Genomic DNA, 17402 nt, shown 5'->3' with positions numbered 1-17402 from the left:
CAGTTGACGGGGTATCTGCTGCGCTGGCCATGAGAGGAAGAGCGGCGGCGACAGCAACAACAAGACGTTTGGGTGAAAACGAAAATTCCATGCAAAATGCTCCGGTTTCATGTCATCAAAATGATGACGTAATTAAGCATTGATAATTGAGATCCCTCTCCCTGACAGGATGATTACATAAATAATAGTGACAAAAATAAATTATTTATTTATCCAGAAAATGAATTGGAAAATCAGGAGAGCGTTTTCAATCCTACCTCTGGCGCAGTTGATATGTAAGGCAGGTTTATTATATCGCGTTGATTATTGATGCTGTTTTTAGTTTTAACGGCAATTAATATATGTGTTATTAATTGAATGAATTTTATCATTCATAATAAGTATGTGTAGGATCAAGCTCAGGTTAAATATTCACTCAGGAAGTTATTACTCAGGAAGCAAAGAGGATTACAGAATTATCTCATAACAAGTGTTAAGGGATGTTATTTCCCGATTCTCTGTGGCATAATAAACGAGTAGATGCTCATTCCATCTCTTATGTTCGCCTTAGTGCCTCATAAACTCCGGAATGACGCAGAGCCGTTTACGGTGCTTATCGTCCACTGACAGATGTCGCTTATGCCTCATCAGACACCATGGACACAACGTTGAGTGAAGCACCCACTTGTTGTCATACAGACCTGTTTTAACGCCTGCTCCGTAATAAGAGCAGGCGTTTTTTTATGCATCAGAAAGGTCCCGGAGGTGCTTTCCTCCGGGTGAGAAGGAACTACTGTGGCGGGTTATTCTGCAACGTTAACATCAAACCGTCGCGACGCATCGCTGCAGCTTCTTCCGGCTTGTGCAGTCTGTCCAGCGCGTCGGCAAGCCATGCGTAATCGTAGGCGTCCGGACGTTGTTTCAGCGCCGCGCGGAAGGCGAGCGATGCTTCCTGCCATTCACCGTGCTTCATCAGTGACTGACCCAATGTGCTCCACAACAGCGGGCGATCACCGACGTTTTTGATTTGCTGGCGTAGCACTTTTTCCAGCTGTTCCGGGTTATTGGTTTTCAGACGCGGGATCGGCAGCAGTAGGCGATCGTCATACTGGCGTTTCAGGCCGTCGATGATAATTTGCTGGGCAGTATCATGATCGTCACATTCAATAAGATGTTCCGCCATTGCCACCTGCAACGCTACCTGATGACGCGTTTTCCGGCTTTGGTTTTTCCACCAGTTACGCAAACCTTCACTACCGTTATCGGCACGCGCCTGATCCATCAGGCCAATCCATGCCTGTTGTTCCAGCATTGCACGATGTTCTTCATCACCAACATGGGCTTTCGCCATTGATGGGATGATATCCAGCAGAGAACTCCATGCCCCTGTGCGGATATACGCCTGTTCCGCCAGACGTAATACTTCAGGATGGCGTGGCGTAACTTCCAGCAGCTTATCTACGCCGTGGCGTGCAGCATGGTTTTCATTACGGGCCAGTTGCAGACGTACACGGGTGATTTCTACCGGAATGGTGTCATTGCCGGCCAGCTCCGCTGCGCGTTCCAGATGTTGGTTGGCGCGTGCTTCATCACCACGTTGTTGCGCGGCTTCGGCAGCCAGTAGATAGTTCACCACCGGTTGTTCAGCGTGATCGGCATTTTTCGCCATCAGCTTTTCAACTTGCTGATAATCACCTTCCGCCAGTTTCAGCAGCGCCTGTTCGGTCTGCTTACGCGCACGGCGACGCTTACGTCCGACAAACCATCCACGGGTGTGCGCGCCAGTGCGGAAGATCCGCCGCAGTAGCCACTCAATGGCAAACAGCACTACCATCGCCAGAATCAATATGATCGCCAGGCCCGTGACGCTGGTTTCGATATTGTAGTTGTCGGTCTGGATCAGCACATAACCCTGATGACCGGCAATCATCGGGCCAACCACTATCCCCGCAATCAGCAAAACAAAGAGTAATAACACTTTTAGCATGGTTATTCTCCTTGCGGCGCGGCTGCCGGAGTATCACCTTGCGGTGCAGGTGCAGGTGCAGGTGCAGGTGCAGGTGCAGGTTTAGCTTCCGTTGTCCCCGCTGCCGGTTGTGCCAGCAGGTTACGCACGCGAGTCTGCATCAGTTTTTCCAGCATCGCCTGGCTTTGCAGGGTTTCCGGAAGATCCATCGAGATATTTTGCTGGCTTAACTGGTCCACCTCGTCGAGGAACGCTTTGGTGGTGGCATCATCAGTATCGTAGTAAGCACGTACCCAGGTGGAGACGTTCTCCAGCGCCTGGCGATAAGTCTCTTCCTGATGACGCGGTACAGCTTGTGCTGCGACCAGCAGGCGAGAGCGAATATTTTCGCGCAGATAGATATCCTGATTTGGCGCTAACAGCGGTACGGCGGTGTCATCACGACGGCGAATCGTAATGAAGTTGTCCATAAAGTTCTGCCAGCTTTTTTGCAGATTGATACGCCATTCGCTGATGGAACTGGAAAGCTCTTCACCGTCTGAATCCATCGGCGAACCATCGCTGTCATTATCGGCCAGACGCAGGTTATCTACCTGATTTGAAAGCTGATTAAGCTTAAGGATGATGCCGTCATAATCCACCTGCGATACTGCAGAAAGGCTGGCGATATCATCGGTAATTGCCCGACGAACGGTAATCAGACTCGGGTCATTCATATCCGCCAGGCTGGCGTCTGCACTTTTCAGCAACGCTGCAGAGGTCGTGACGTCCTGATCGCTCCACAGCTTCCGTCCGGCGAGTTTCACCAGAAAATCGGCCTGAGCCAGCAGCCAGGTTTTAGCATCGCTGCCGGAAATGGTGGCGATCTTTTGTTGGACTTCATCCAACTGTTTTGCCAGCGTTTCTTGCTGACGATTCGCCTGCTTAAGCTGCGCAGCTTGTTGCTTAATAATGCCTTCCAGCTCGGCTTTTTGGCTCTCCTGGGCTTTTTGCAATGCCGTCAGTTGGTTAGCCAGGGCATCGCTGGTGGCGGTCTGATTGACGGCCTGTTGTTTACCCCAGCCATACAAACCGACACCCGCCGCCAGAGCAATAGCGATAGCCACCGCGCTGAGAATCAATGCAGTATTGTTCTTACTCTTTTTTTCTGTTGCGACAGGTTGTGACGTGGTGTCCACGGCCTCCCTGGTCTCTTCAACCACGGCGGAGGTTTTTTCTTGTTCCGTCATTATGGCTTCCTGTTATGAGAGTTATTGTAATGCCCGTAAAAGCGCATCGTTGTCAGCGTTATCGGCGACCTTAATGTCTTGCCAGCCCAGTTCCCGGGCGAGTTTCGCCAAACGCTCACTGACGACCAATAGTCGACAGTGTAGTAACCAGTGCTCACGATACCATTGTGGGATCAGCGACCAGAGTTGCTGCAACATTTCACCGCTGGTAACAACGACCATCGTCACCTCGCGGGATTGCCAGCGCATCGCTTCTTCTGCACCATCGTAATGGATTGCGCATCGTTGATAACATTCACAAAAAGTGACCTCAGCACCGCGCACCGTCAGGGTATCCCCAATTAGCTCACGACCGCCATTGCCACGTAATATCAGCGCACGTTTGCCCGCAATATTTTGTAATTCAGGTAATTGTAGCAAGACTTCGCTGATTTCCCGATCCTGTGGGTAGAGAATCTTCTGTCCGCTTACGGTATGTAGCGCCAGTGCGGTGGTGCGTCCAATGGTGAAATAAGTAGGTAGTTGGGGCCATTTACGATCTTGCTGATGCAGCTGTGATTGGGCAAAAGCAACCGCGTGTTGCGAGAGGGCAAACAACAGATCGCTCTCCCCCAGCGCTGCCAGTTGATCAGCAAGTTGCGGTAATTGTCGACCCGGAGAAAACTCAATCAGCGGAAAATGCCAGGCCACCTGCCCCAGTGTGCGCAGACGTCTCACTAACTCTTCTCCAGCGGGAGACGGGCGGGTGACCAGGATACTCATGCCGGGGCCTCTCCGTTATAGACTTCAGCGAGGATCTCGCGCGCGCCGTTATTCAGTAGCTCTTCTGCCAGCGAAATCCCCATTTGTTCGGCATCTTGCGGCGCACCGCGGCGTTCACCGCGAATAATCTGCGAACCGTCCGGCGCGCCGACCAGCGCACATAGCCAGATTTCGCCATCAATAAGCTCGGCGTAGCTACCAATTGGCACCTGACATCCGCCTTCGAGACGGGTATTCATGGCGCGTTCTGCGGTAACGCGCAGTGCAGTTTCGTGGTGATTCAGCGCGGCAAGCAGCTCGCGAGTGCGTGTATCATCAAGGCGGCATTCAATACCGACTGCACCTTGTCCTACCGCCGGAAGAGAAATCTCGGGTGGTAACGCGGCGCGAATGCGGGACTCCAGACCTAAACGTTTTAGTCCGGCTACGGCAAGAATGATGGCATCGTATTCGCCGTTATCTAGTTTGCTCAGGCGAGTGCCGACGTTGCCGCGCAGGGAGCGGATAATCAGATCCGGGCGGCGTTCAGCCAGTTGGCACTGGCGACGTAAACTGGACGTCCCGACGATACTGCCTGCTGGTAACGCATCCAGACTGTCATAGTTATTGGACACAAAGGCATCGCGAGGATCTTCACGCTCGCAAATAGTGACCAGCCCCAGACCTTGCGGGAATTCAACCGGCACATCTTTCATTGAATGTACGGCGATATCAGCGCGATTCTCCAGGAGCGCGACTTCCAGCTCTTTTACAAATAAGCCTTTTCCGCCTACTTTCGCCAGCGGCGTATCAAGAATCACATCGCCGCGCGTCACCATCGGTACCAGTTCAACGACCAGGCCCGGATGGCTCGCCATCAACTTGTCTTTGACATAGTGTGCCTGCCAGAGTGCAAGTGGGCTTTGGCGTGTGGCAATTCTTAAAACATTGTCTAACATGCTTGTTACCGTCATTATCATCCGTGGTCCATCCTAACATCCTTGCCAGAGTGATGTCAGTGTTGTGGTGAAACGTAGACGCCTGCGCAAACCGTAAAATGAGGTCTGGCAGTGGATCCTGACAGGCGTTTCACGCCGTCGTAATAAGGAATTTACAGAGAATAAACGGTGCTACACTTGTATGTAGCGCATCTTTCTTTACGGTCAATCAGCAAGGTGTTAAATTGATCACGTTTTAGACCATTTTTTCGTCGTGAAACTAAAAAAACCAGGCGCGAAAAGTGGTAACGGTTACCTTTGACATACGAAATATCCCGAATGCCGCGTGTTACCGTTGATGTTGGCGGAATCACAGTCATGACGGGTAGCAAATCAGGCGATACGTCTTGTACCTCTATATTGAGACTCTGAAACAGAGACTGGATGCCATAAATCAATTGCGTGTGGATCGCGCGCTTGCTGCTATGGGGCCTGCATTCCAACAGGTCTACAGTCTACTGCCGACATTGTTGCACTATCACCATCCGCTAATGCCGGGTTACCTTGATGGTAACGTTCCCAAAGGCATTTGCCTTTACACGCCTGATGAAACTCAACGCCACTACCTGAACGAGCTTGAACTGTATCGTGGAATGTCAGTACAGGATCCACCGAAAGGTGAGCTTCCAATTACTGGTGTATACACCATGGGCAGCACCTCGTCCGTAGGGCAAAGTTGTTCCTCTGACCTGGATATCTGGGTCTGTCATCAATCCTGGCTCGATAGCGAAGAGCGCCAGTTACTACAACGTAAATGCAGCCTGCTGGAAAGCTGGGCCGCCTCGCTGGGTGTGGAAGTCAGCTTCTTCCTGATTGATGAAAACCGCTTCCGTCATAATGAAAGCGGCAGCCTGGGGGGCGAAGATTGTGGCTCCACCCAGCATATACTGCTGCTTGACGAATTTTATCGTACTGCCGTGCGTCTCGCCGGTAAGCGTATTCTGTGGAATATGGTGCCGTGCGACGAAGAAGAGCATTACGACGACTATGTGATGACGCTTTACGCGCAGGGCGTGCTGACGCCAAATGAATGGCTGGATCTCGGTGGCTTAAGCTCGCTTTCTGCTGAAGAGTACTTTGGTGCCAGCCTTTGGCAGCTCTACAAGAGTATCGATTCCCCATACAAAGCGGTGCTGAAAACACTGCTGCTGGAAGCCTATTCCTGGGAATACCCGAACCCACGTCTGCTGGCGAAAGATATCAAACAGCGTTTGCACGACGGCGAGATTGTATCGTTTGGCCTCGATCCATACTGCATGATGCTGGAGCGTGTTACTGAATACCTGACGGCGATTGAAGATTTCACCCGTCTGGATTTAGTACGTCGCTGCTTCTATTTAAAAGTGTGCGAAAAACTCAGCCGTGAACGCGCCTGTGTAGGCTGGCGTCGCGCAGTGTTGAGCCAGTTAGTGAGCGAGTGGGGTTGGGACGAAGCTCGTCTGGCAATGCTCGATAACCGTGCTAACTGGAAGATTGATCAGGTGCGTGAGGCGCACAACGAGCTGCTCGACGCGATGATGCAGAGCTACCGTAATCTGATCCGCTTTGCGCGTCGCAATAACCTTAGCGTCTCCGCCAGTCCGCAGGATATCGGCGTACTGACGCGTAAACTGTATGCCGCGTTTGAAGCATTGCCAGGTAAAGTGACGCTGGTAAACCCGCAGATTTCACCCGATCTCTCGGAACCGAATCTGACCTTTATTTATGTGCCGCCGGGCCGGGCTAACCGTTCAGGTTGGTATCTGTATAACCGCGCGCCAAATATTGAGTCGATCATCAGCCATCAGCCGCTGGAATATAACCGTTACCTGAATAAACTGGTGGCGTGGGCATGGTTTAACGGCCTGCTGACCTCGCGCACCCGTTTGTATATTAAAGGTAACGGCATTGTCGATTTGCCTAAGTTGCAGGAGATGGTCGCCGACGTGTCGCACCATTTCCCGCTGCGCTTACCTGCACCGACACCGAAGGCGCTCTACAGCCCGTGTGAGATTCGCCATCTGGCGATTATCGTTAACCTGGAATATGACCCGACAGCTGCGTTCCGCAATCAGGTGGTGCATTTTGATTTCCGTAAGCTGGATGTCTTCAGCTTTGGCGAGAATCAAAATTGCCTGGTAGGTAGCGTTGACCTGCTGTACCGCAACTCGTGGAACGAAGTGCGTACGCTGCACTTCAACGGCGAGCAATCGATGATCGAAGCCCTGAAAACTATTCTCGGCAAAATGCATCAGGACGCCGCACCGCCAGATAGCGTGGAAGTCTTCTGTTATAGCCAGCATCTGCGCGGCTTAATCCGTACTCGCGTGCAGCAACTGGTTTCTGAGTGTATTGAACTGCGCCTTTCCAGCACCCGCCAGGAAACCGGGCGTTTCAAGGCGCTGCGCGTTTCTGGTCAAACCTGGGGCTTGTTCTTCGAACGCCTGAATGTATCGGTACAGAAGCTGGAGAACGCCATCGAGTTTTATGGCGCTATTTCGCATAACAAACTGCACGGCTTGTCAGTGCAGGTTGAAACCAATCACGTCAAATTACCGGCGGTGGTGGACGGCTTTGCCAGCGAAGGGATCATCCAGTTCTTTTTCGAAGAAACGCAAGACGAGAATGGCTTTAATATCTACATTCTCGACGAAAGCAACCGGGTTGAGGTGTATCACCACTGCGAAGGCAGCAAAGAGGAGCTGGTACGTGACGTCAGTCGCTTCTACTCGTCATCGCACGACCGCTTCACCTACGGCTCAAGCTTCATCAACTTCAACCTGCCGCAGTTCTATCAGATTGTGAAGGTTGATGGTCGCGAACAGGTGATTCCGTTCCGAACAAAATCGATTGGCAACCTGCCGCCCGCCAATCAGGATCACGATACGCCGCTATTACAGCAGTATTTTTCGTGATGAGCGTGCCGGAAAGCGAGGCTTATCCGGCATGCAATCTTAGCGGAAACTGACTGTTTCACCCGCCTGTTGCGTCGCCGCCTGTTCCAGCAAATCCCAGAAGGTTTCGCCGCTGCGATCGCAAATCCATTCATCGCCTTTCAGGTCAAAATGGTAGCCGCCCTGTTTGGTTGCCAGCCACACCTGGTGCAGCGGCTCCTGGCGGTTAATAATGATTTTGCTGCCGTTTTCAAAGGTAATGGTCAGTACGCCGCCGTTGATTTCGCAGTCGATATCGCTGTCGCCATCCCTGTCGTCCAGACGCTCTTCAATGGTCAGCCACAGTTGATCAGCCAGGCGATGAAATTCACTGTCGTTCATTGTTGTACCCTGTTTTTAAGTGATGGCGGCAGTATAGCGGCATGGGGTCAGGGCTTCAAAGTTTGCACCTCTGCTGCTGCGTTCCGGCATGATTCATCCGTCACCGGAATAATGATGTCTCTGTTTTGAACTTCACGTACGTTCTCCTCTCTGACACGAGTTTTCGCCGGGCAGGGGGAGGGCGTAATCCTTACCTCTGTATCGGTCCATGTATAAACATTGCGATCGTCATAAGCGAAGCGATCGTTTTTAGTTAGCGGACCGTTAACTGGAATAATTTGCAAGCTCTTTGACCGTAATTGGCGGATAAAGTAAGCATGCTGTTTGCCGCTATTAAATGAGCGATCAATGACCAAGTCTGGCGTATCCAGCGGGATTATCTCAAGCTGGTCTTCACCAAATGTCGATAATTTTGTTACATACAGCCGATCTTTATATTGCGCAATATTGCCAGTAATCAGATGGAATTGTTCAGGTTCAATACCTGGTAGGTCTATCCACTTGCTCCACTGACGGTCGGGCGTGAGCTGTTTACGCCAGCGAACGCGACTTTCCCCTACTTCAAAAGAGACGTCATCATCTACGGGTATCGCTTTGCCTGATAATTGACCAAAGGGATAACGATGCAGACCCTTATTGTCGCGAAAAACCAGCAGTGAATGAGGTATCCAGCGAATTATCTCAAATGAGTCTGCATTCGCCGTAAGGTGAACGCCATTTAAATAAATATTCTGCCCACTGCGGATAAGCAGATCATTGGAATATGAATTTCTGTTTACACTCATAAGACGTGGATTAATACCCCACCATCTTTTTTCTAATACAGTAACATCACTGCTGCTCCCCTGACGTCGACCGGACAAGTAGAGATTTTTACTATCCACCAGCGTGGTAGAGTTACCTTCGATAGCTTTTAGTGTCGCCAGATCAACACGTGACGCGCCGCTATTACTTTCGGTGCGCTGTCCGTCAAAATAGAGGCTATATTTATCGACCGCGAAGCGGCCCATAGCCTGAAAGCTGGCAATATCGACAGTGGGTGTTCCCGGTGGATTGCTAACGATTTTGCCACGCCAGAGAATAACGCGGCCGTCTGTCACCCAGTGGTATTCCTCATTTTCTATGCTTATTTCATCGGAAGGTATATAACCCGTTTTCCCAGAGATATTTTTCACAAGGCGCAAACCGGCCCTGCTCATCTCCGGAAACTGGGCAATGATTTTCTTATCCCCCCAATAACCTTTACCGTAAGACATAACACCGTGATCATTGTAATAGTCGAACCCTATGGCCTGTACAGCAGGCGTCAGAAATGTGTGTCCCAACAGGATGAGTGCAACTGTGATTATTTGACCCTTCATTTTGTCACCTCATTGCGCGGGGCAGGAATAAATTCGCCGTCATCAGTAATTTTTCCGTCCAGATATCCCGTTTTGTAATTTACGCCATAGACATATCCCGAATGTTGTTCCTTCCAGATTAAGCGAACTTGTTTCGGATCAGCGGTGCGGTATCGCCAGAGCTGCGCGCCATCAAAGCTGTAAATGTAGCGGTTATCGCGGGCATACCATCTGCGCAAAAAGGGATGGTCATTAAGATGGGCTTCGCGTTCATCCGGAGAACGGTTATCCAGTAAGATCAGCGGTCCGTCAGATTCAAACACGTGTAAACCGGAATGGTATGGCTACCCTTCGGCACGCGTAAGTAAATAGCCGTGGCGTTTCCCGGCGTTGAAACGTTTGTTGATAATAAGATTGGGATCATCAAGTTTCACGATCTCCAGCTTACGGTCACCAGACTCTGTTTCGATGATGGTATAAAGCGAGTCCTGATACTGGGCGACAGCATCACTGATGGGTTGAAACTGCTCCGGATCGAGTCCGGGTAATTCTTCCTGTTTACAAGCAGGTCCTTTACGCCAGAACACTTTCTTTTCCAGCAGAGAAAAATCCAGACAGTGCTTTGTTAAATCTTCATCCCACGCCAGATTTTCCTTGTCGAGGACTTTACGCTGCAGCCCGTTTTTATCACGCCAGGTCAAGAGTGAGCCAGGCATCCAGCGCACGACGGAAAAGGTGTCCGGGTCGGCATCAAGCTGTTCGCCGTTGAGCAGGATTTTGGTCCGTGTACGAGCCAGGGTATCCCAGGGGCCAAATGGTACGGCAATGCAGGGGTTAAACGTGGTGGAAAACTTTCCTCGCTGATCCCAGGACTTCTGCGCCAGCACACGGAAACTCTCGGGGTCAGCGAGGCGATGCCCATTGATATACAAGAAATTAGCGTCACGTAATATCAGCCCCAGTAAGTCAGGATCCCAGGGAGGCCGGAATTCCACCTGATGCAGCGTTTTGATATCCAAGCTATTTCCACCACCATTGTCATCGGTGCGCTTGCCTTCAAAATAGAGACTGTGTTTATCTGCGGCAAAATCACCCCATGCCTTGAACGAGGCGACATCGACGGGAGGTGTGCCGGGAGGGTTTTGCACAACTTCACCCGCGTAGAGGATATTGCGACCATCGCTATGCCATGAATAATGAGGATACTAGGCCTGTGCGCCCTCATAGAGGTAGTCGGTTATCAAATCAGTCAGAGGCGGTTCTTTATCCCATTCGTCTAGTGTTGTCGGGTCTATTAATAAATTGGGTAACCGACGCAAACTCTTGTAATTCACGTCAGGTAGAGAAAGATTTGTTTCTTTATAAGGGCGCAGGTACACCACGCCTTTTCCCTGTTTCTGGTAAATATTATGTTCAGGTGCGGAAAGCCGACATCCCCATGCCGACGATAAAAACAATGAACAAGCCAACAAACAAACCACATTGCGATAGTGCATAAAGCCATCCTGGCGCGAGGTGTTGATCACGAAACTGCCAGCAGAACATAAATCCTCACGAGTAAGCGTTATACTCGCAGCATTTCCTCACTTTTCAGACTTCATAAAGAGTCGCTAAACGCTTGCTTTTACGCCTTCTCCTGCGATGATAGAAAGCAGAAAGCGATGAACTTTACAGGCAATCCATAATGAAAAACGTGTTTAAGGCACTCACTGTATTACTTACTCTCTTCAGCCTGACGGGCTGCGGTCTGAAAGGTCCGCTCTATTTCCCGCCTGCAGATAAAAACGCACCGCCGCCGACCAAACCGGTAGAGACGCAAACGCAATCCACGGTGCCGGATAAAAACGATCGCGCCACTGGCGATGGTCCATCCCAGGTGAATTACTAAAAGTCAGTTTCTGTACCCGCGTGATTGGAGTAAATGATGCAGTTCTCGAAAATGCATGGCCTTGGCAACGATTTTATGGTCGTCGACGCGGTAACGCAGAATGTCTTTTTTTCACCGGAGCTGATTCGTCGCCTGGCGGATCGGCACCTGGGGGTAGGGTTTGACCAGCTGCTGGTGGTTGAGCCGCCGTATGATCCTGAACTGGATTTTCACTATCGCATTTTCAATGCTGATGGCAGTGAAGTGGCGCAGTGCGGTAACGGTGCGCGCTGCTTTGCCCGTTTTGTGCGTCTGAAAGGACTGACCAATAAGCGTGATATCCGCGTCAGCACCGCCAACGGGCGGATGGTTCTGACCGTCACCGATGATGATCTGGTCCGCGTAAATATGGGCGAACCCAACTTCGAACCTTCCGCCGTGCCGTTTCGCGCTAACAAAGCGGAAAAGACCTATATTATGCGCGCCGCCGAGCAGACAATCTTATGCGGCGTGGTGTCGATGGGAAATCCGCATTGCGTGATTCAGGTCGATGATGTCGATACCGCGGCGGTAGAAACGCTTGGTCCTGTTCTGGAAAGTCACGAGCGTTTTCCGGAGCGCGCCAATATCGGTTTTATGCAAGTGGTTAAGCGCGAGCATATTCGTTTACGCGTTTATGAGCGTGGGGCAGGAGAAACCCAGGCCTGCGGCAGCGGCGCGTGTGCGGCGGTGGCGGTAGGGATTCAGCAAGGTTTGCTGGACGAAGAAGTACGCGTGGAACTCCCCGGCGGTCGTCTTGATATCGCCTGGAAAGGTCCGGGTCACCCGTTATATATGACTGGCCCGGCGGTACATGTCTACGACGGATTTATTCATCTATGAAGCAACTAGGGGAAGAACTGCAGGAAACACTCACGGAGCTTGATGACCGGGCGGTTGTCGATTATCTGATTAAAAATCCTGAGTTTTTTATCCGCAATGCGCGCGCAGTAGAAGCGATACGTGTGCCGCATCCGGTACGCGGCACCGTTTCGTTGGTCGAGTGGCACATGGCCCGCGCACGTAATCACATTCATGTTCTGGAAGAGAACATGGCGTTGTTGATGGAGCAGGCTATCGCCAACGAAGGGCTGTTTTATCGCCTACTCTACCTGCAGCGCAGTCTCACCGCCGCCAGCAGTCTCGACGATATGCTGATGCGCTTTCACCGCTGGGCGCGCGATCTCGGCCTGGCTGGTGCGAGTCTGCGCCTGTTTCCAGATCGCTGGCGCTTAGGTGCGCCGTCGAACCACACTCATCTGGCATTAAGCCGTCAGTCTTTCGAACCGCTGCGTATTCAGCGTTTGGGGCAGGAACAGCACTATCTTGGGCCGCTTAACGGACCGGAGCTGCTGGTGGTGCTACCGGAAGCGAAAGCGGTGGGATCGGTGGCGATGTCGATGCTGGGAAGCGATGCTGATTTGGGTGTTGTGCTGTTTACCAGTCGCGATGCCAGTCACTATCAACAAGGGCAGGGAACGCAGTTACTTCATGAAATTGCGCTGATGTTGCCGGAGCTTCTGGAGCGTTGGATTGAACGCGTATGACCGATTTACACACCGATGTAGAACGCTACCTACGTTATCTGAGCGTGGAGCGTCAGCTTAGCCCGATAACCCTACTTAACTACCAGCGTCAGCTTGAGGCGATCATCAATTTTGCCAGCGAAAACGGCCTGCAAAGCTGGCAACAATGCGATGCAGCGATGGTACGCAATTTTGCTGTACGCAGTCGCCGTAAAGGGCTGGGAGCAGCAAGTCTGGCGTTACGGCTTTCTGCGCTACGTAGCTTTTTTGACTGGCTGGTCAGCCAGAACGAACTCAAAGCTAACCCGGCGAAAGGAGTTTCGGCACCGAAAGCGCCGCGTCATCTGCCGAAAAATATCGACGTCGACGATATGAATCGGCTGCTGGATATTGATATCAACGATCCCCTCGCTGTACGCGACCGTGCAATGCTGGAAGTGATGTACGGCGCGGGTCTGCGTCTTTCCGAGCTGGTGGGGCTGGATATCAAACACCTCGACCTGGAGTCCGGCGAAGTGTGGGTGATGGGGAAAGGCAGCAAAGAGCGCCGCCTGCCGATTGGTCGCAACGCTGTGGCGTGGATTGAGCACTGGCTTGATTTGCGCGACCTGTTTGGTAGCGAAGACGACGCGCTTTTTCTGTCGAAACTGGGCAAGCGTATCTCCGCGCGTAATGTGCAGAAACGCTTTGCCGAATGGGGCATAAAACAAGGGCTGAATAATCACGTTCACCCACATAAATTACGTCACTCGTTCGCTACGCATATGCTGGAGTCGAGCGGCGATCTTCGTGGTGTGCAGGAGCTACTGGGTCATGCCAACCTCTCCACCACGCAAATCTATACTCATCTTGATTTTCAACACCTTGCCTCGGTGTACGATGCGGCGCATCCACGCGCCAAACGGGGGAAATAATGCGTTTTTACCGGCCTTTGGGGCGCATCTCGGCGCTCACCTTTGACCTGGATGATACCCTTTACGATAACCGTCCGGTGATTTTGCGCACCGAGCGAGAGGCGCTTACCTTTGTGCAAAATTATCATCCGGCGCTGCGCAGCTTCCAGAATGAAGATCTGCAACGCCTGCGCCAGGCGGTACGGGAAGCGGAACCCGAGATTTATCACGACGTGACGCGTTGGCGTTTTCGTTCGATTGAACAAGCGATGCTCGACGCCGGGCTGAGTGCCGAAGAAGCCAGTGCAGGCGCACACGCAGCAATGATTAACTTTGCCAAATGGCGCAGCCGAATCGACGTCCCGCAGCAAACTCACGACACCTTAAAACAGCTGGCGAAGAAATGGCCGCTGGTGGCGATCACCAACGGTAACGCCCAGCCGGAACTGTTTGGTTTGGGGGATTATTTTGAGTTTGTGCTGCGCGCTGGCCCGCACGGGCGCTCAAAACCGTTCAGCGATATGTACTTTTTGGCTGCGGAAAAACTCAACGTGCCGATCGGCGAGATCTTACATGTTGGGGACGATCTCACCACTGACGTGGGTGGGGCAATTCGCAGCGGAATGCAGGCTTGTTGGATCAGACCGGAAAATGGCGATCTGATGCAAACCTGGGACAGCCGTTTACTGCCACATCTGGAAATTTCCCGGTTGGCATCTCTGACCTCGCTGATATAATCAGCAAATCTGTATATATACCCAGCTTTTTGGCGGAGGGCGTTGCGCTTCTCCGCCCAACCTATTTTTACGCGGCGGTGCCAATGGACGTTTCTTACCTGCTCGACAGCCTTAATGACAAACAACGCGAAGCGGTGGCCGCGCCACGCAGCAACCTTCTGGTGCTGGCGGGCGCGGGCAGTGGTAAGACGCGCGTACTGGTGCATCGTATCGCCTGGCTGATGAGCGTGGAAAACTGCTCGCCATACTCGATTATGGCTGTGACGTTTACCAACAAAGCGGCGGCGGAGATGCGTCATCGTATCGGACAACTGATGGGCACCAGCCAGGGCGGCATGTGGGTAGGCACCTTCCACGGGCTGGCGCACCGCCTGCTGCGTGCGCACCATATGGACGCCAATCTGCCGCAGGATTTCCAGATCCTCGATAGCGAAGACCAGCTACGCCTGCTTAAGCGTCTGATCAAAGCCATGAACCTCGACGAGAAGCAGTGGCCGCCGCGCCAGGCAATGTGGTACATCAACAGCCAGAAAGATGAAGGCCTGCGTCCGCATCATATTCAAAGCTACGGTAATCCGGTGGAGCAGACCTGGCAGAAGGTGTATCAGGCGTATCAGGAAGCGTGCGATCGCGCGGGCCTGGTGGACTTCGCCGAGCTGCTGCTGCGCGCTCACGAACTGTGGCTTAACAAGCCGCATATCCTACAACACTACCGCGAACGTTTTACCAATATCCTGGTGGACGAATTCCAGGATACCAACAACATTCAGTACGCGTGGATCCGCCTGCTGGCGGGCGACACCGGCAAAGTGATGATCGTCGGTGATGACGACCAGTCAATCTACGGCTGGCGCGGGGCGCAGGTGGAGAATATTCAGCGTTTCCTTAATGATTTCCCCGGTGCCGAAATTATTCGTCTGGAGCAAAACTACCGCTCTACCAGCAATATTCTGAGCGCCGCTAACGCCCTGATTGAAAACAATAACGGGCGTCTGGGTAAAAAACTGTGGACCGATGGCGCGGACGGTGAGCCTATTTCCCTCTATTGCGCTTTTAACGAACTCGATGAAGCGCGTTTTGTGGTTAACCGCATCAAAACCTGGCAGGACAACGGCGGGGCGCTTGCCGAGTGCGCCATTCTCTACCGCAGTAACGCCCAGTCGCGTGTGCTGGAAGAAGCACTGTTGCAGGCGAGTATGCCGTACCGTATTTACGGCGGGATGCGCTTCTTCGAACGCCAGGAAATCAAAGATGCGCTCTCGTATCTGCGCCTGATTGCCAACCGTAACGACGACGCGGCCTTTGAGCGTGTGGTGAATACGCCAACGCGGGGTATTGGTGACCGGACGCTGGACGTGGTACGTCAGACATCGCGCGATCGCCAGTTAACACTCTGGCAGGCATGTAGTGAACTGTTGCAGGAAAAAGCCCTCGCCGGACGTGCTGCCAGCGCCTTACAGCGGTTTATGGAACTGATCGACGCCTTAGCGCAGGAAACTGCCGATATGCCGCTGCATGTACAGACTGACCGGGTAATTAAAGACTCCGGCCTGCGTACCATGTACGAGCAGGAGAAGGGCGAAAAAGGTCAGACGCGTATCGAAAACTTAGAGGAACTGGTGACGGCAACGCGCCAGTTCAGCTACAACGAAGAAGACGAAGATTTAATGCCGCTGCAGGCGTTCCTATCCCATGCGGCGCTGGAAGCAGGCGAAGGGCAGGCGGATACCTGGCAGGATGCGGTACAACTGATGACCATGCACTCGGCGAAAGGTCTGGAGTTCCCGCAGGTGTTTATCGTCGGTATGGAAGAGGGCATGTTCCCAAGCCAGATGTCGCTGGATGAAGGCGGGCGTCTGGAAGAAGAACGCCGTCTGGCCTACGTTGGCGTAACCCGCGCGATGCAGAAACTGACGCTGACCTACGCGGAAACTCGCCGTCTGTATGGCAAAGAGGTTTACCATCGCCCGTCGCGCTTTATTGGCGAGTTGCCGGAAGAGTGTGTGGAAGAGGTGCGCCTGCGCGCCACGGTAAGCCGCCCGGTCAGCCATCAGCGGATGGGTACGCCGATGGTCGAGAACGACAGCGGCTACAAGCTCGGCCAGCGTGTACGCCACGCTAAGTTTGGTGAAGGCACCATCGTCAATATGGAAGGCAGCGGTGAACATAGCCGTTTGCAGGTGGCATTCCAGGGCCAGGGAATCAAATGGCTGGTGGCAGCTTACGCCCGGCTGGAGTCGGTGTAACGTTGCCGGATGCGGTGCTGCGCACCTTATTTGGCCTAAAAAATCATTCAGATTCAATAAATTGCAACGTCATGTAGGCAGGATAAGGCGTTTACGCCGCATCCGGCATCAGCAGCATATTTAGTATCTGACACAAAGCTATCATTCTAACCTTTCCGCTCGACGGAAATCATGGTGACAAAAGGATAGCGTTGCCACGGGATTGTCCCGCCTTTCATATACATATGTGAAATCGTGCCACCAAGATAAAGCAGCTGCTCAACGTTCAGTTTCGCTTTGGCATAACAGGCAAAATCATAAAAATTTGTCGCCTGCTGGCTCAACAAAAACACGGCATTCCCATGTTTATTAATCCCAACACCGTTACGAATTTTACGTGAGGCGACGTTGGGATGAATACGCGGATTAATTACACCGTTTTCCATCAACATTGCTCCTGACTGCACCGCAAACTGAATATCTTTACTGGCTTTAAAAGCATCCAGACGAACGATGCCGACTTTATCTCCCGCGACATAAAACACGCCGCCAAGACGGATAAAGAAATTCCCTTCACCTGAAGCGAGATTTAACGCTACCTTCTGCTG

At 52.2% G+C, this 17402-nt stretch carries 14 protein-coding genes and 2 pseudogenes; 7 read left to right on the top strand and 9 right to left on the bottom strand.

Annotation, left to right across the window (positions count from 1 at the left end; all coding sequences use genetic code 11):
- The 5 genes and pseudogenes from ACUU1I_RS14090 to hemC form a co-directional block, all read right to left on the bottom strand.
- Positions 1–91, bottom strand: a pseudogene (locus ACUU1I_RS14090) (hypothetical protein); the annotation flags it as partial.
- A 678-nt stretch (positions 92–769) separates the two neighbouring features.
- Positions 770–1966, bottom strand: coding sequence for a protoheme IX biogenesis protein HemY (gene hemY / locus ACUU1I_RS14085; protein WP_000921791.1), 1197 nt, complete (start codon positions 1964–1966; stop codon positions 770–772).
- A gap of 2 nt (positions 1967–1968) precedes the next feature.
- Positions 1969–3174 (bottom strand): uroporphyrinogen-III C-methyltransferase, encoded by a 1206-nt coding sequence (hemX, locus tag ACUU1I_RS14080; protein ID WP_000139015.1) that lies wholly within the window; start codon positions 3172–3174, stop codon positions 1969–1971.
- Between the two features lie 21 nt (positions 3175–3195).
- Entirely contained in the window at positions 3196–3936 is a 741-nt protein-coding gene (gene hemD, locus ACUU1I_RS14075; protein ID WP_000026035.1) for a uroporphyrinogen-III synthase, read from the bottom strand.
- A complete protein-coding gene (gene hemC / locus ACUU1I_RS14070) occupies positions 3933–4874 on the bottom strand; it encodes a hydroxymethylbilane synthase (protein WP_005052874.1) in 942 nt (313 codons plus the stop codon). Before hemC ends, hemD begins: the two co-directional genes overlap by 4 nt.
- A gap of 386 nt (positions 4875–5260) precedes the next feature.
- Here hemC and cyaA point away from each other — a divergent pair, with 386 nt between their 5' ends.
- On the top strand, positions 5261–7807 hold the full coding sequence (gene cyaA / locus ACUU1I_RS14065; RefSeq protein ID WP_000281679.1) for a class I adenylate cyclase: 2547 nt from the start codon (positions 5261–5263) through the stop codon (positions 7805–7807).
- A gap of 39 nt (positions 7808–7846) precedes the next feature.
- Here cyaA and cyaY read toward each other — a convergent pair whose 3' ends face one another.
- The 3 genes and pseudogenes from cyaY to ACUU1I_RS14050 form a co-directional block, all read right to left on the bottom strand.
- Entirely contained in the window at positions 7847–8167 is a 321-nt protein-coding gene (cyaY, locus tag ACUU1I_RS14060; protein WP_000999940.1) for an iron donor protein CyaY, read from the bottom strand.
- 47 nt (positions 8168–8214) lie between these two features.
- The gene (locus ACUU1I_RS14055) at positions 8215–9528 is read right to left on the bottom strand and encodes a hypothetical protein (RefSeq protein ID WP_000678275.1); all 1314 of its coding nucleotides are present in this window, start codon (positions 9526–9528) and stop codon (positions 8215–8217) included.
- Positions 9525–11033, bottom strand: a pseudogene (locus ACUU1I_RS14050) (DKNYY family protein). The gene ACUU1I_RS14055 and the pseudogene ACUU1I_RS14050 overlap by 4 nt, the downstream one beginning before the upstream one ends.
- Before the next feature lie 158 nt (positions 11034–11191).
- Between ACUU1I_RS14050 and lptM the strand changes: the two are divergent.
- The 6 genes from lptM (at position 11192) to uvrD (ending at position 16815) form a co-directional block, all read left to right on the top strand.
- Entirely contained in the window at positions 11192–11395 is a 204-nt protein-coding gene (gene lptM / locus ACUU1I_RS14045; protein WP_000799889.1) for an LPS translocon maturation chaperone LptM, read from the top strand.
- 36 nt (positions 11396–11431) lie between these two features.
- Positions 11432–12256, top strand: coding sequence for a diaminopimelate epimerase (dapF, locus tag ACUU1I_RS14040; RefSeq protein WP_005001985.1), 825 nt, complete (start codon positions 11432–11434; stop codon positions 12254–12256).
- Positions 12253–12960, top strand: a complete 708-nt coding sequence (locus ACUU1I_RS14035) for a DUF484 domain-containing protein (RefSeq protein WP_000811354.1) — start codon at positions 12253–12255, stop codon at positions 12958–12960. Before dapF ends, ACUU1I_RS14035 begins: the two co-directional genes overlap by 4 nt.
- Positions 12957–13853, top strand: a complete 897-nt coding sequence (gene xerC / locus ACUU1I_RS14030) for a tyrosine recombinase XerC (RefSeq protein ID WP_000130686.1) — start codon at positions 12957–12959, stop codon at positions 13851–13853. Before ACUU1I_RS14035 ends, xerC begins: the two co-directional genes overlap by 4 nt.
- Entirely contained in the window at positions 13853–14569 is a 717-nt protein-coding gene (gene yigB / locus ACUU1I_RS14025) for a 5-amino-6-(5-phospho-D-ribitylamino)uracil phosphatase YigB (RefSeq protein WP_001213584.1), read from the top strand. The genes xerC and yigB overlap by 1 nt, the downstream gene beginning before the upstream one ends.
- Positions 14570–14652: 83 nt before the next feature.
- A complete protein-coding gene (gene uvrD, locus ACUU1I_RS14020; RefSeq protein WP_000383394.1) occupies positions 14653–16815 on the top strand; it encodes a DNA helicase II in 2163 nt (720 codons plus the stop codon).
- Between the two features lie 146 nt (positions 16816–16961).
- Here uvrD and ACUU1I_RS14015 read toward each other — a convergent pair.
- On the bottom strand, positions 16962–17402 hold a 441-nt coding region (locus tag ACUU1I_RS14015), incomplete at its 5' end, for a phosphodiester glycosidase family protein (protein WP_449144846.1).

Source organism: Shigella sp. SIG3, assembly GCF_053555855.1.
The sequence above is the reverse complement of the archived record's forward strand: the minus strand, read 5'-3'. Positions and strand labels throughout refer to the sequence as shown.

Coding starts and splice junctions, on each gene's coding strand:
- lptM (WP_000799889.1), top strand. CDS start 11,192: ATGAAAAACGTGTTTAAGGCACTCACTGTATTACTTACTCTCTTCAGC.
- hemD (WP_000026035.1), bottom strand. CDS start 3,936: ATGAGTATCCTGGTCACCCGCCCGTCTCCCGCTGGAGAAGAGTTAGTG.
- yigB (WP_001213584.1), top strand. CDS start 13,853: ATGCGTTTTTACCGGCCTTTGGGGCGCATCTCGGCGCTCACCTTTGAC.
- xerC (WP_000130686.1), top strand. CDS start 12,957: ATGACCGATTTACACACCGATGTAGAACGCTACCTACGTTATCTGAGC.
- hemC (WP_005052874.1), bottom strand. CDS start 4,874: ATGTTAGACAATGTTTTAAGAATTGCCACACGCCAAAGCCCACTTGCA.
- cyaY (WP_000999940.1), bottom strand. CDS start 8,167: ATGAACGACAGTGAATTTCATCGCCTGGCTGATCAACTGTGGCTGACC.
- ACUU1I_RS14035 (WP_000811354.1), top strand. CDS start 12,253: ATGAAGCAACTAGGGGAAGAACTGCAGGAAACACTCACGGAGCTTGAT.
- hemY (WP_000921791.1), bottom strand. CDS start 1,966: ATGCTAAAAGTGTTATTACTCTTTGTTTTGCTGATTGCGGGGATAGTG.
- ACUU1I_RS14055 (WP_000678275.1), bottom strand. CDS start 9,528: ATGAAGGGTCAAATAATCACAGTTGCACTCATCCTGTTGGGACACACA.
- uvrD (WP_000383394.1), top strand. CDS start 14,653: ATGGACGTTTCTTACCTGCTCGACAGCCTTAATGACAAACAACGCGAA.
- dapF (WP_005001985.1), top strand. CDS start 11,432: ATGCAGTTCTCGAAAATGCATGGCCTTGGCAACGATTTTATGGTCGTC.
- hemX (WP_000139015.1), bottom strand. CDS start 3,174: ATGACGGAACAAGAAAAAACCTCCGCCGTGGTTGAAGAGACCAGGGAG.